The sequence below is a fragment of the Paracoccus caeni genome (genome assembly GCF_016629665.1).
Classification (GTDB): Bacteria; Pseudomonadota; Alphaproteobacteria; order Rhodobacterales; family Rhodobacteraceae; genus Paracoccus; species Paracoccus caeni.
In genome coordinates, this window is the sequence record NZ_JAEPRQ010000007.1 from 129,139 (window position 1) to 142,619 (window position 13,481).

A 13,481-nucleotide genomic window follows, 5' to 3' on the forward strand; every position below is an offset into this window, starting at 1 on the left:
GCCGCCGGATGATCCATTTGTCCGGCGGCGGCGGAACTGCTTGTAAGGGGTGTGTTTGCCTCTGGCGTCGGCATCGGGCAGGCGGTATGTTTCCGTTATGACAGAACATGCCGACGTTATCCTATCGCTGCTTCCCGCCCGTTTGAAACAGGCGCGTCAGGCGCAGGGCCTTTCGCTGGATGCGGTGGCGAAACTGTCGGGGGTGTCGCGCAGCATGGTCAGCCAGATCGAGCGCGGGGAATCCTCGCCGACCATTGCGACCTTGTGGAATCTGACGCGCGCCCTGCAGGTGGATTTCGCCGGGCTGCTGGACGACAATCCGATCTCGCAGATCGAGGTTCTGCGTCAAAGCGACGTGCCGACGATTGAAAATCATGGCACCGCCTGCCGCATCCGTATTCTGTCCCGCCCCGAAGATGTCGGACGCGACGAGATTTACGAATTGCAGTTCCGGCCCGGCGGAGTGTTGGACAGCCAGCCACATGCGCGCGGAACCAAAGAGCAATTGACCGTGATCGAGGGCCGTCTGACCGTCTCCAGCGGCGAGTCGCAGGAAGTGCTTAGCGTCGGCGACACCGCGCGCTATCCTGCCGATGTGGCCCACAGGATCGCGGCGAGCGATGCGGCGCGCGCCTTTCTGGTGGTCAAAGGGTCGTGACAGGATAACGGATTTCATTCCGTCATAATGAAATCCGTTATTGCGGAACTTAATCCGCCATGTTAGGCGCGGCCTGTCGTCTGGAGGAGCAGCACCATGTCCGACCGTTTCATCGACCACCTGAACGCCACCTTGCAACAGATCGAGGCCGACGGCCTGACCAAGCGGGAACGACCGATTGCATCCCCGCAGGGCACGCGGATTTCGGTCAGCGGGCGCGAGGTGATCAACCTTTGTGCCAACAATTATCTGGGCCTTGCCGATCACCCGGACCTGATCCGGGCGGCGCGTGAGGTGATGGATGATCGTGGTTTCGGCATGGCCTCGGTCCGGTTCATCTGCGGCACGCAGGACATTCACCGCGAATTGGAACAGCGGCTCGCGGCGTTCCTGCGCAAGGACGACGCGATCCTGTTCGCCGCCTGTTTCGATGCCAATGGCGGGCTGTTCGAGCCGTTGCTTGGCCCGGAAGATGCCATTGTGTCGGATAGTCTTAACCATGCCTCGATCATCGACGGCATCCGGTTGTGCAAGGCGCGGCGCTATCGTTATGCCAATAACGACATGCCAGATCTGGAACGCTGTCTGAAACAGGCGCGCGATGACGGCGCGCGGCATGTGATGATTGCGACCGATGGCGTTTTCTCGATGGACGGCTATCTGGCGAACCTGCCCGAGATCACCCGGATCGCAGCCGAACATGATGCGGTGGTGATGGTCGATGATTGTCACGCGACGGGCTTCATGGGACCGCGCGGGGCAGGGACGCCTGATCATTTTGGCGTCGATGTGGATATTCTGACCGGGACGCTGGGCAAGGCGCTTGGCGGGGCGATTGGCGGCTATATCGCCGGACCGCAGGCGGTGATCGACCTGCTGCGTCAGAGGGCGCGGCCCTATCTGTTCTCGAATTCACTGCCACCCTCGATCGTGGCGGCGGGGCTTGAGGCGATCCGGCTGGTCGAAGACGGCGGCGATCTGCGCGAGAGGCTGTTCCAGAACGCGCGGCATTGGCGCAAGGGCCTGACCGATCTGGGCTTCCGCCTGCTGGATGGCGAGCATCCGATCATTCCCGTCATGCTGGGCGAGGCGCGGTTGGCGCAGGACATGGCCACGCGGCTGTTCGATGAGGGGGTCTATGTATCGGGCTTCTTCTTCCCGGTCGTGCCGCATGGGCAGGCGCGCATCCGCACGCAAATGAACGCGGCGCTGACCACGGAAGATCTGGACCGGGCGCTGGCCGCCTTTGGCAAGGTCGGGCGCGAATTGGGGGTGATCTGAGATGGCTATTCCGAACACCATGAAGGCGCTGGAAAAGTCGCGACCCGAGGAAGGTTTGTGGCAGGTTCAGGCGCCCATCCCCGAGATCGGCCCCGACGATGTGCTGATCCGCATCAACAAGACCGGCATTTGCGGCACCGATATTCATATCTGGAACTGGGACGAATGGGCCTCGGCCACCGTCCCCGTGCCGATGATCACCGGCCACGAATTCGCGGGCGAGATCGTCGAGCTTGGCCGGAACGTGACCGGGCTGAAGATCGGTCAGCGCTGCTCGGGCGAGGGGCATGTGATCGGCACCGAAAGCCGTCAGTCCCGGTCAGGCAAGTTTCATCTGGACCCCGGCACGCGCGGTATCGGCGTGAACGTGCAGGGCGCGTTTGCCGAATATCTGAAGCTGCCCGCCTTTAACGTGGTGCCTTTGCCTGACGACATCCCCGATGAGATCGGCGCGATCCTTGATCCTTTGGGCAATGCCGTCCACACCGCGCTGAGCTTTGATCTTTTGGGCGAGGATGTGTTGATCACCGGCGCCGGTCCCATCGGCATCATGGCGGCGGCGGTCGCCCGGCATGCGGGGGCGCGGCATGTGGTGATCACCGACATCAACCCCGACCGTCTGACCCTGGCGAAAGAGGTGGTGCCCACCGTCCGCACCGTCAACGTGCAGGAACAGGATCTGCGCGAGGTGATGACCGGGTTCGGCATGAAGGAAGGGTTCGACGTGGGCCTTGAGATGTCGGGCAGTCAGGCGGCTTTAGACCAGATGGTCGAGACGATGGTGATGGGCGGCAAGATCGCTTTGCTAGGCATTCCGCCGGGCAAGTCGCCGGTCAACTGGTCGCGGATCGTCTTCAAGGCGATCACCATCAAGGGCGTTTATGGCCGCGAGATGTTCGAGACATGGTACAAGATGATTGCCATGCTGCAGAACGGTCTGGATGTCAGCCGCGTCATCACCCATCAGTTCGACGTGGCCGATTTCGCCGAAGGATTCTCGGCGATGAAATCGGGGCGGTCGGGCAAGGTGGTGCTGAACTGGCGATAGGCTGCGGGCGCGTCTAGCTGTCTTCGGTCGGAAGATCCGGCACCGTCTCGACGAAGGGGCCGGGGAAGCCCAGATCCTGCAATTGCCCGATCAGGTGCTGCCAGATCCTGTCGCGTATGTCAGGGCTGGCTTCGTAGGCAATTTGAAGATGCGGCTGGCGGATCAGCGCTGCGGTCAGCGCGTCTTTATCGCGCCGATGTGCGGCCATACCCGGACGGTCGAGGATCAGCGCATAGTCATTCAGCACCTGATCTCTGAGACCGCGCACAAGTGCAGTATCGGGCAGCGGCTCGTGCGGACCGGTGGTCTTCATCCGCATCAGAAGGTCCTGCAACACGGGCATCATATCGGGTGGGTCGAATGTCAGCGGATTGCCATCATAACGGGTGGTGCAATCGTTCGCGTTATGCAGGTTCGCACAGATGAGGGTTTCGCCATAGCTGATATCGCCACGCTCCATATCGCAGGGCATAATCTCCGTCGTTGCCCCGTCCAGCGTGCCGCAAACCGCCCCGGCGATCCCGTCGGCTGGCCAGATCAGACGCAACCGGATCGGGTGCAGCAAATCCTCGACGGGAAGTGAAACCGGTATCCGCTCCCCACGATCATCGACCAGAGAATAGCTGCCGCTGTCGGTCAGCACAGCCGCGTCGTATGTGCGGAACGAAACCGTGTAGAGCCGACCATATCGGTTTTCACCCGCGAACCACGACAGCTTCAGATCCCTGTCTGTGTCGAAATCCCGGCGCCAATAGGCGGTAAGTCTGTTCTGTTCGTCCAAAATCAGCACGATCCCAGGATGAGACAGCGCCGAGGTCATGCGCGACCTGATCGGCAACTTTTTCTCAATGGTTATTTCACGGAGGAATTGTTGGTCGGACCGCGCGCCAAGTTCACAGACGCTTTCCGCGGAACCGGCAGGCCCGTCGCATTCCAGAAGCGCTATTGGTCTGTCCGAGAACACCTTCACCTGCATCGAGGCGTTCCAGTCGATCATCGAATCTGCCTGAAACGGATCGTCAGGCTCGATCTCGCCGAGCATGACGGGCTTGGTCGGTGCGAAATGCGGGTAGGGAAGCGCTGCGATCTCTGTCGTCCCTTGCGAAACAGCATCGGTCGCGATGCTGAAGTAGGTATTCATGCGGCTTCGTTCTTCGCTGATAGAACTGCCCGTGATTGTCGGTCGCCAATCCCCGGAAAACGCGGCGGGCAGCATGATCAAAGCGGGAATTATCGCGATGACGAACCGCAAGGCGACGCCTTTTTCGATCCATTTTAAGGGTTTGCCCCACCATCGCCGCGCCGAGATCACGAAGCGCGTTCCGCGGTCGGAGAAGCGGGTCACCGCAGAAACCAGCCAACTCAGCAGGCCCGATACCAAAGCGAACAGAAAAACCATCCCGAAACCGCCTATCAGCGAGGCGAACAGATAGAAGCTGATCTGGTCGGCAGACGGGCTGTCCGCCACGAACGTCGCGATGAAGGTGATTATCACGACCGCTGCGGGGAACAGTACCTGCCAGGTCTTGAACGGAGGCTTCTTCTGAGGCAGGACGGGCGCCGCATTGATGCTGCGCCGGTCGCCAAGTGCCAGCAGGATCTTGGCCTGCAATTCGTCCTGATAAGGGTGACGGCGCAGAAAGCCGATACTGTCGGCGGTCCAGCCGAATTCGCCGTCCATCTGCGCAAGCCAGTTCAGCACCGCATTCGACGCGCCGACATAAACATATCGCTCGACGTGATCCAGAACGCTACGCTCGAACTGCCGCCGCACGATGGGATCGTCAAGCAAAGGCGATGCCAGCAGATCGTTCCAAAGCGTAGCTTCGTAGTTTTGAAGCTTCAGCAGGCGGCCTGCGCTGCGAAGCAGTTCTTCAGCCGCCTCTTCGGCTGCGCGGCGGGCCGCCATTTCTTCCTCGACGGCCGGATCGACAGGTGCGGGCTCGGGCAGATCCGGGGCGGCCTCGTGCGGTGCCTTGCCCTCGTCATCAGCCATCCCTTCAGCAGGCGGCGGGTCGTCGTCCCAAGGCTGGGTCTCGGCGTTCTCGGACCCAAAGATCGACCGACGCTGCCGTGCGTCGCCGGTGATGGACAGCGCATATTCGTAGGCCCGGCGCAGATCGCTGAACCCTGACGGATCGCCGCTCCAATCCTTTTCCTTCAGCCTAGCGGCATAGGCGCGACGGACCTCGCGGGCGGTTTCGGGAATTTCCTTAAGGCCCAACTCGGTCCAGGGCCAACTGACATCACTACCTGACATAGCTGTCTTCAATCGCCGTTACGACCTTGGACAGTCGCTCATTCTCTGAACTGATGAAGCCCGGATCTTGGCCGTCCATCGCCATCTCGAATTCGGCCAGCAGGGTTTGAATCTCGATCCGGTCTTCGCCCAGCAGGATCTCGTAAAGCCGCTTCAACCGCTCGACCAGAACGATGTTTTCGGCCTGTTCATGTGGGCTGATCTTCAGCTTTTCCATCTCTTTCAGACGGCGTGTCTTCTCGGACGAGGACAGCGCTTCGGCCAGATTTTCGATCACATCCGAATAGGTCTTCTTGTTCGACAACACCGTGACATCGACCGCCAAAAGTCCGCTTGTGTCATAGGTAAAGCGGCATTCTATGGCTTCCTTGCCCTTCGGCCCGCGTGGCACCGGCACCTGCAATTCACCCAGCTTGACGTTGTCCGAGGCCATCGCCGCCTCGCCCTGATAGATCACCACGGCGATCTGGACCTGATTGTCCTGACTGGTTTCGAACCAGGCGCTGCGGCTGGCGGGCAGGATCGTGTTTCGTTCGATGATCGGCGCGAAACGGTCATGGACCACATGGTTGCCCAGAACCGTCGATGCCACGATTCCCAGTGAGAAGGGCGCAACATCGGTCATCACCATGTCGCGCAGCCCCTCGTGCCGCTGGATCAGCCCGGCCTGCACTGCAGCGCCAAGCGCGACCGCCTGATCGGGATCGACGCCGCGATCCGGCAGCTTGCGAAAGACCCGCGCGGCAAGCGAGCGGATGACCGGCATCCGGGTCGCGCCACCGACCAGCAGAACCCGGTCGATCCGGTCCGCAGAGACGCCTGAATCGTAAAGGCTGCTTTCGATCGGACGGCGCATCTTGGCCACCAGATCCTCGGTCATCTTTTCGAATTGCTGGGTGGTCAGGGTGACTTCCAACTCGCGCCCGGCGATGCGGATCTTGCCGGTGGCCGTATCGGACGAGGACAGCCGCAGCTTGAAATCATCGGCCACTGACAGCAACGCTTCCTGCGCAACGGCGTCAAGTTTGGCCCATGCCATATCGTTCTGTTCGGCGATCTGGCGGGCGATGCGGGCGGTGAAATCCTCGCCGCCAAGGATGGCATCGCCCGAGGATGCGCGCACCTCCATCACCCCGTCGAACATTTCGAGGATCGACACGTCGAAAGTGCCGCCGCCCAGATCAAGCACGATGAAGGTGCTTTCGCCCTCGCGGTCCTGCACCCCTGCGGCCAGCGCCGCGGCGGTCGGTTCGTTGATCAGGCTGCGCACCTTCAGCCCGGCGATTTCGGCGGCGTCCTTGGTCGCCTGCCGCTGGATGCCGTTGAAATAGGCCGGGACCGAGATCACCGCCTCGGTCACCTCGGCGCCAAGATGACGTTCGGCATCGGATTTCAGCGATTTCAGGACCAGCGCGGACAGATCGACCGGGCTATATTCGCTGCGCCCCAGTTTCAGCTTCTTGCCGGTGCCCATAAGCCGCTTGAACCGCGCGGCGGTCAGATCCGGGTGGCGAAGCAGCCGCGCCTTGGCCGCGCGCCCGACTATGACGGTCCGGCGATCATCGGCCAGACCGACCACCGAGGGGGTCAGAAATTCGCCCAGCGAATTGGGAATAAGTCGCGGTCCGCTTTCGTCGAATACGGCGACCAGAGAATTGGTCGTTCCAAGGTCAATTCCAACACAGGTCATAAAATCTTTCCGTCATCGATTACAGCCAGCTATGCCGAATGAGCGTTTGTTTATCAAGAAGAACGCGGCCAGATTTCCCCCGCCCTCAACTGCGTCGCGGATGCGCTTGCCCTTCTCGCGCGGCCATGCTGATCTTCGGTGCAGAGGGAAGGGCCGGACATGCTGAACAATCCGCGCACGCACGGGCTTTGGGAGAAAAGCGCCCCCGCCGCGCCGGTGACGGAGGCGCTGACAGGCGATGTCAGCGCGGACGTTCTGGTGATCGGCGGCGGCTATACCGGGCTTTCGACGGCGCTTCATCTGGCGCAAGGCGGCGCCGATGTGGTGTTGCTGGAGGCGGTCGAGATCGGGTTCGGCGGTGCCGGGCGCAATGTCGGGCTGGTCAATGCCGGGATGTGGGTGATGCCCGAACATCTGTTGCAGACCCTTGGCCCTGAATACGGCAATCGCCTGCTGGATCTGCTGGGCAATGGCCCTGCCGAGGTCTGGTCGCTGATTGCCCGGCATGGGATCGAATGTCAGCCGAATCCGGTCGGCACGCTGCATGTCGCCGCTGATCGCGCAGGTTTCGCCGAACTGACCGAGCGGACGCGGCAATGGCAGGCTCGCGGCGCGCCCGTCGCCTTGCTGGAGGGCGGCGAGGCTGCGGGCACGCTGGGCACCGATTATTACCGCGCCGCTTTGCTGGATCGGCGGGCGGGCACGATCCAGCCGCTTGCCTATGCGCGCGGACTTGCGCGTGCGGCGATCGATGCGGGGGTGCGGGTCTATACCGGCTCGCCCGTGACCGGGATGCGGCGCGAAAATGGCTGGTATCTGCAAACGCCCAAGGGCAGCGCGACCGCGCCGAGGGTGGTCTTTGCGACCGATGCCTATACCCGGCATCTGATGCAGGCGATCAGCGGGCAGCAGGTGTTTCTGCCCTATTTCAACTTCGCCACCACGCCCTTGCCGGATGATGTCGCCTGCACCGTTTTGCCCGGCAGGCAGGGGGCGTGGGATACGCGCGAGGTGTTGACCTCGTTTCGGCTGGATGCGGCGAACCGGCTGGTTGTCGGCTCGGTCGGGGCGCTGCGCAATACCGGAACGGCGGTCCACCGGGCCTGGGCGCGACGCAGCCTGCGGCGGATTTTCCCGCAGATCGGGCCGGTCGCGTTCGAGGCGGAATGGTTCGGCACCATCGGCATGACCGACAACCATCTGCCGCGCTTTCACCGGCTGGATGAGGGGGTCTTTGCCTTCTGCGGCTATAACGGTCGCGGCATTGCGCCCGGCACCGTCTTTGGCCGGATCATGGCCGAATATCTGCTGGGCCAGTTGACCGAGGCGGACCTGCCCCTGCCGGTCAGCCCGCCTTCGCCCATCCGCACGGCGGCGCTGCGATCCGCCTTCTACGAGGCGGGGGCGCAGCTTTTCCATCTGGTCGATGCCCGGCTTTGACCCCGGCTTGACCCCGCCTGCCCGCAGCGGCACCTTGCGGTCGTTAATCTTGATGAAGGGTGAGGACATGACCGAGGGCATCGCGGGCGACACGCGCAACATTCTGGACCGGCTGGGCGTCGATCAGGCGCTATATACCGGCGGCACGCTGAAAAGCCGCTCTCCCGTGACCGGAGAAGAGATCGCCGCCCTGCCCGAAGATGACGCCGCCTCGGTCTCGGCCGCGATTGGCCGCGCCTCGGACGCCTTCCGCATCTGGCGCAACGTTCCCGCCCCGCGTCGTGGTGAGCTGGTCCGGCTGCTGGGCGAGGAACTGCGCGCATCCAAGGATGATCTGGGTCGGCTGGTCTCGGTCGAGGCTGGCAAAAGCTCCTCGGAAGGGGCGGGCGAAGTGCAGGAGATGATCGACATCTGCGACTTTGCCGTCGGTCTGTCGCGGCAGCTTTACGGTCTGACCATCGCCACCGAACGTCCCGGCCACAGGATGATGGAGACGTGGCATCCTTTAGGCGTGGTCGGCATCATCAGCGCGTTCAACTTTCCCGTGGCGGTGTGGTCGTGGAATGCGGCTTTGGCGCTGGTCTGCGGCAATCCGGTGATCTGGAAGCCTTCGGAAAAGACGCCGCTGACGGCCTTGGCCTCGCAGGAGATCCTGAACCGGGCGCTGGCGCGTTTCGGCAATGCGCCGGAAGGGCTGTCGCAGGTGATCATCGGCGCGCGAGAAACCGGCGATGCGCTGGTCGGGGATCAGCGGGTGGCGCTGGTGTCGGCAACGGGTTCCACCCGGATGGGCCGAGAGGTCGGGCCGAAGGTTGCGGCGCGGTTCGGGCGGTCGATCCTTGAACTGGGTGGCAACAATGCCGGGATCGTCTGCCCCTCGGCCGATCTGGACATGGCGCTCCGCGCGATTGCCTTTGGCGCGATGGGCACGGCGGGTCAGCGCTGCACCAGCATGCGGCGGCTTTTCGTGCATGACAGCATCTATGATCAACTGGTGCCGGGGTTGGTCCGGGCCTATGGCTCGGTCTCGGTCGGCAATCCGCTGACCACGCAGGCGCTGGTCGGGCCGCTGATCGACGGCGTGGCCTATGAAGGGATGCAAACCGCGCTTCAGGCCGCGACGGCTGCGGGGGGCAAGGTCCATGGCGGCGAGCGGGTCAGCGAAGCCGGGCCGGAGGCTGCCTATTACGTGCGCCCGGCGCTGGTCGAGATGCCCCGACAGACCGGGCCGGCGCTTGAGGAAACCTTTGCGCCGATCCTTTACGTCATGCGCTATTCCGACCTGTCGGAGGCGATAGATGCGCAGAACGCCGTCGGCGCGGGTCTGTCGTCGTCCATCTTCACCACCGATCTGCGAGAGAGCGAGTTGTTCCTGTCCGCCTCGGGCTCGGATTGCGGGATCGCGAACGTCAATATCGGCACTTCGGGGGCCGAGATTGGCGGGGCGTTCGGCGGTGAAAAGGAAACCGGCGGCGGGCGTGAAAGCGGCTCGGACGCATGGAAGGCCTATATGCGGCGGGCGACGAATACCGTGAACTATTCCCGCGAATTGCCGCTGGCGCAGGGCGTCGTCTTCGACATCTGATGCCGGGGACGGGCGGTCGCCGGACGGATGCTCCGCCCGGCGGTCGCGCTCATTTCGGCAGGGCTCCGCAGAACCCGCCGCTGGCCTCGGCCCCGGAGCCAAGGGCCAGAAGGGGTGGAGCCTTGTAGGGATTGGGCGGCGTGGTGGCCTGATCGAAAAGGACCAGCCCGCCCAGAAACAGCACCGCAATCCCGGCGGTCAGATGGCGGGTCATCGGCGCACCTCGAAGCCAAGCATGGGGCGCAGGCGGACGCCAAGGAACGCTCCGGCGAAGGCTGCGACGAACCAGACCCAGCCATGCAGGCTTCCGGTCGAGATCCCCGAAAAGAACGCCCCCACATTGCAGCCAAAGGCCAGCCGCGCCGAATAGCCAAGCAACAGACCGGCGATGATCGTGGCGATCCATGCGCGTGCCGGCAGCTTCGGCAAGGGTTGCGACAGGCCGCCGCTGCGCCACGCCACCACCAGAAACGCCCCCGCGATCAGGCCGATATTGGTCAGCGAGGTCACATCGGTCAGGATGCTTTCGCCCAGCCGCGCGGCATTGCCCGGTGCTGCCCAGAAGGCCGATCCGGAAAGGTCAGCGCCCAAAGCCACCGCGCCTTTCGCGGCCCATAGGCCAAGACCATAGACGACGCCCCAGGGTTGCCCGGCTACGATCAGATTGCCGATGGCCAGCGCCGCGATTGCGACGGCGGCGAACAGCAACCGGCGCGGCAGCTTGCGACTGCCCGGCGCGGCCAGTGCCAGCAGCAGCACCGCGACCGCCGCCAGCAAGGCCAGCGTGACGCCGAGACCCGTCCCGCCGCTCAGTTTCAGGATCGGCAGCGCGCCAAGGTTCGTCCACCAGACCAGATGATAGGCGCCCAGAAAGCTGCCGATGGCAAAGAACGGCAGCGCCAGAAGCCCGACCGGATTGCCGCTGCCTGCATTTACCAGCGTGCCCGAACCGCAGCCCAGAACCACCTGCATCGCGGCACCAAAGACAAAGGCTCCGCCGATCATGGCCCAGCCGATTGGTGCCTCGGCCCCGATGATCTCACCCGGATGGCTGGCGAGCAGCGGAAATGCCACGACCGAGACCAGCGCGATGGCAAGCAGTTGCGCCAGTATCCCCGCCGGTTCGCGGCGCAGGATCATCGCTCGCCACGGGCCGGCAAAGCCAAACCGCAGCCCCTCAAGCGCGATCCCGAAGCCAAGGCCGATGGCCAGAAGCAGGCCGAAGCGTGCCCCCGCGAACAGCGCGACGGCAAAGACCGCCGCCAGCCCGACAAGGACGATCAGCCCCCGCTGCGTCAGCCGCCCGGATGCGGGAAACGTTGTTGCCTCGGCCATCAGTTGCTGCCCCGGATCTGGTTCAGCAGATTTCGGACCAGACCGGGGGTGTTTTCCATCTCGCCACCCGATTGCGACCAGCCGACCATCGATTCAGGGTAAAGTTTGGCATCCTCGACCCCGGCCAGTTCGGACAGCGCGAACCAGTCGGTCGCCGCCCAATGGCCGGTATTGCAGAAGGCGACGACCTCTTCCTGCCGGTCGATGCCCAGTTTCTCGGCCAGCGCGGCGGCGGACGAGCCGTCCATCACCTGCGTCGGATTATCGAACCAGACCGCATGCGAGATATTCTCGGCCCCCGGCAGAGTCCCCGGCTTTGTCGCTGCGGCATGCGATTGCTGCCCCTCAAAGAATGCCTCGGGACGGGAATCGATCAGCCTCGCGCTGCGTTCGCCGCTGACGACAGCGGCCACGTCATCAGCAGTCGCCAGCCAGCGGTCCGAGAAGGTGATATCGATATCCGAAGGCGCGGGCGCATTCGCCTTGGTCTCCAGCGGCAGGCCATCGGCCGCCCACGCGCTCATCCCGCCATTCAGGATCGCCAGATCGCTGAGACCGGACGATTTCAGCGTCCAATAGACCCGCGCGGCCGAGCCGAAGTCGCTGTCATCCTCGCCCTGATGGATCACCACCACCGGGCGATCCAGCGTGATGCCAAGTTCCTGCAAGGTCGTTTCAAGCTGATCTTCCGGGACCAGCGCGCCGGGATTGGTCTCTGGCCCGCGGAACAGCGCATAGGGGGCCGAAATCGCCCCCTCGACATGGCCCTGTCCATAGGCGTCGCCGCGAATGTCCAGAACCAGCGGCGCTTCGGGTTGATCCAGCAATGTCTGCAACTGATCGGGCGTGACCAGCGGCCCGATCTGGTTTGCGGTGGCAGCACCTGACAGCCCAACCGCCGCGACGATCGAATAGAACAGCGTTTTCATGGCGAACCTCTTGCGACTTTGCATCTGATGTCGGTCATCAGGCCGCGTTAGGCAAGCTCTTGGCCGGCGCGTCCGGCAGGTGATGTGGAAACGGCGGTTTGCGTGGCGACCGGGATGTGTAGGAGACGTTCTGAAAAACCCCCGGTTGCAGAACGCTGTCCCCAAAATCGGCCAAACCATGGAAGCCCGCTCTTTTCAACACTGTTCTTCCGTCGCCGTCAGCCCAGCCAGACCGCGCTGTCCATCATCCGTCGGATAACGCCGGTCTGGCCCGACACGCCCATCCGCGCATAAAGCTGCTTCGAATAGCTGCGGGCGGTTTCGATGGTCCAGCCAAGCTCTGCCGCTGCCTGTTGCAGGCTGAAGCCGTCGCACAGCAGCATGGCCAGCCGCGCCTCGCCACGGCTGAGGCCGAAACTGTCGGCCACCGAAGCCACCGGCAACGAGCGTGCCTGCAACGACATCCGCACCCGCCCGATCACATGCCGTTCATCCCCGATGTCTTCCGGGGCCAGCAGCATCTGCAACAGCGGCTCGCGCGACAGGATCACCCGTTGCGCCGCGCCGTCACCCTCGAGCGCAGAGAACGCGCGGTGCAGTGTGGTGCCCCCGGTCGGCACCGGCAGGTCCAGCCAGCCATCCGCCCGCCTGCGCACACCGAAATCGGCGGCCAGCGTCTCGGCCAGACCATCCGCCATGTCGGTGACCTGACCCGACGGCGCAAAGAGTATCCATCCCGTGCCCAGCCGCTTGCCGATCTGCCGGTCCAGCCGCGCCCGCCGCCGTTCAGCCGCCAATTTTTGCCACGCCGACAAAGCTGGCCCAAGATAGGGCGCAAGGTTCGACAGCCGCAGCCCGTCCATCGCCCGGAAGTCCTCGCCCCCGCGCATCAGCGCCAGCACCGCGATCTCGTCGCGGCCCAAGGTCACGCGCAGGATGCGCAACGGATCCGCCGTGCCCTTCGCCCCCGGCAAATCGGTCGCCGCATAAACCCGCTCGCTGCGGATCAGCGCGATAATGTCGGGCGACGGCATCGCCGCCAGCCGCAATCCGGCATCCACCATCTCGGCCCGGCTTTGCCAGTCGAAAGCCAGCCGTCCCGATCGCAGCACCTGCAACCGGACACTTGCAGCCCGCGTGGCGCGCGCCAGCAGGTCCAGAACCGCGGGCCAAAGATCGCTGCCATGCCCATCCTCTTCCCCCGCCGAGGCGCGGATCAGCATGCGCAGAATATCGCTATCGGTTGACATTCAGG

At 63.7% G+C, this 13,481-nt stretch carries 11 protein-coding genes; 5 read left to right on the plus strand and 6 right to left on the minus strand.

Annotated elements, in window-relative coordinates; all coding sequences use genetic code 11:
• The first annotated feature begins 97 nt into the window (after window positions 1-97).
• The 3 genes from JJJ17_RS16325 (at window position 98) to tdh (ending at window position 2,987) form a co-directional block, all read left to right on the plus strand.
• Window positions 98-658 (plus strand): helix-turn-helix domain-containing protein, encoded by a 561-nt coding sequence (locus JJJ17_RS16325; protein ID WP_200688287.1) that lies wholly within the window; start codon window positions 98-100, stop codon window positions 656-658.
• 96 nt (window positions 659-754) lie between these two features.
• The gene (locus JJJ17_RS16330; protein ID WP_200688289.1) at window positions 755-1,939 is read left to right on the plus strand and encodes a glycine C-acetyltransferase; all 1,185 of its coding nucleotides are present in this window, start codon (window positions 755-757) and stop codon (window positions 1,937-1,939) included.
• 19 nt (window positions 1,940-1,958) lie between these two features.
• Complete coding sequence (gene tdh / locus JJJ17_RS16335) at window positions 1,959-2,987, plus strand: L-threonine 3-dehydrogenase (RefSeq protein WP_200688421.1); 1,029 nt, start codon at window positions 1,959-1,961, stop codon at window positions 2,985-2,987.
• A gap of 13 nt (window positions 2,988-3,000) precedes the next feature.
• On the opposite strand, the gene JJJ17_RS16340 is transcribed toward tdh, so the two are convergent.
• The gene (locus tag JJJ17_RS16340) at window positions 3,001-5,247 is read right to left on the minus strand and encodes a hypothetical protein (RefSeq protein ID WP_200688292.1); all 2,247 of its coding nucleotides are present in this window, start codon (window positions 5,245-5,247) and stop codon (window positions 3,001-3,003) included.
• Complete coding sequence (locus JJJ17_RS16345) at window positions 5,237-6,937, minus strand: Hsp70 family protein (protein WP_200688293.1); 1,701 nt, start codon at window positions 6,935-6,937, stop codon at window positions 5,237-5,239. The genes JJJ17_RS16340 and JJJ17_RS16345 overlap by 11 nt, the downstream gene beginning before the upstream one ends.
• Before the next feature lie 159 nt (window positions 6,938-7,096).
• Here JJJ17_RS16345 and JJJ17_RS16350 point away from each other — a divergent pair, with 159 nt between their 5' ends.
• Window positions 7,097-8,377, plus strand: coding sequence for an NAD(P)/FAD-dependent oxidoreductase (locus JJJ17_RS16350; protein ID WP_200688294.1), 1,281 nt, complete (start codon window positions 7,097-7,099; stop codon window positions 8,375-8,377).
• A gap of 67 nt (window positions 8,378-8,444) precedes the next feature.
• Window positions 8,445-9,962, plus strand: coding sequence for an L-piperidine-6-carboxylate dehydrogenase (amaB, locus tag JJJ17_RS16355; protein WP_200688295.1), 1,518 nt, complete (start codon window positions 8,445-8,447; stop codon window positions 9,960-9,962).
• A gap of 49 nt (window positions 9,963-10,011) precedes the next feature.
• Here the strand turns inward: amaB and JJJ17_RS16360 are convergent, their stop codons facing one another.
• The 4 genes from JJJ17_RS16360 to JJJ17_RS16375 form a co-directional block, all read right to left on the minus strand.
• Window positions 10,012-10,176, minus strand: a complete 165-nt coding sequence (locus JJJ17_RS16360; RefSeq protein ID WP_200688296.1) for a hypothetical protein — start codon at window positions 10,174-10,176, stop codon at window positions 10,012-10,014.
• Window positions 10,173-11,297, minus strand: coding sequence for a YeeE/YedE family protein (locus JJJ17_RS16365; RefSeq protein ID WP_200688298.1), 1,125 nt, complete (start codon window positions 11,295-11,297; stop codon window positions 10,173-10,175). The genes JJJ17_RS16360 and JJJ17_RS16365 overlap by 4 nt, the downstream gene beginning before the upstream one ends.
• Window positions 11,297-12,226, minus strand: a complete 930-nt coding sequence (locus tag JJJ17_RS16370; protein WP_200688300.1) for a sulfurtransferase — start codon at window positions 12,224-12,226, stop codon at window positions 11,297-11,299. The genes JJJ17_RS16365 and JJJ17_RS16370 overlap by 1 nt, the downstream gene beginning before the upstream one ends.
• A 218-nt stretch (window positions 12,227-12,444) precedes the next feature.
• The gene (locus JJJ17_RS16375) at window positions 12,445-13,476 is read right to left on the minus strand and encodes a helix-turn-helix transcriptional regulator (RefSeq protein ID WP_200688302.1); all 1,032 of its coding nucleotides are present in this window, start codon (window positions 13,474-13,476) and stop codon (window positions 12,445-12,447) included.
• Window positions 13,477-13,481: the final 5 nt, after the last annotated feature.

Bases quoted from the DNA above. Each gene is read 5' to 3' on its own strand.
- JJJ17_RS16375 (WP_200688302.1), bottom strand. From the start codon at position 13,476: ATGTCAACCGATAGCGATATTCTGCGCATGCTGATCCGCGCCTCGGCG.
- JJJ17_RS16350 (WP_200688294.1), top strand. From the start codon at position 7,097: ATGCTGAACAATCCGCGCACGCACGGGCTTTGGGAGAAAAGCGCCCCC.
- JJJ17_RS16360 (WP_200688296.1), bottom strand. From the start codon at position 10,176: ATGACCCGCCATCTGACCGCCGGGATTGCGGTGCTGTTTCTGGGCGGG.
- amaB (WP_200688295.1), top strand. From the start codon at position 8,445: ATGACCGAGGGCATCGCGGGCGACACGCGCAACATTCTGGACCGGCTG.
- JJJ17_RS16340 (WP_200688292.1), bottom strand. From the start codon at position 5,247: ATGTCAGGTAGTGATGTCAGTTGGCCCTGGACCGAGTTGGGCCTTAAG.
- tdh (WP_200688421.1), top strand. From the start codon at position 1,959: ATGAAGGCGCTGGAAAAGTCGCGACCCGAGGAAGGTTTGTGGCAGGTT.
- JJJ17_RS16365 (WP_200688298.1), bottom strand. From the start codon at position 11,297: ATGGCCGAGGCAACAACGTTTCCCGCATCCGGGCGGCTGACGCAGCGG.
- JJJ17_RS16370 (WP_200688300.1), bottom strand. From the start codon at position 12,226: ATGAAAACGCTGTTCTATTCGATCGTCGCGGCGGTTGGGCTGTCAGGT.
- JJJ17_RS16325 (WP_200688287.1), top strand. From the start codon at position 98: ATGACAGAACATGCCGACGTTATCCTATCGCTGCTTCCCGCCCGTTTG.
- JJJ17_RS16330 (WP_200688289.1), top strand. From the start codon at position 755: ATGTCCGACCGTTTCATCGACCACCTGAACGCCACCTTGCAACAGATC.
- JJJ17_RS16345 (WP_200688293.1), bottom strand. From the start codon at position 6,937: ATGACCTGTGTTGGAATTGACCTTGGAACGACCAATTCTCTGGTCGCC.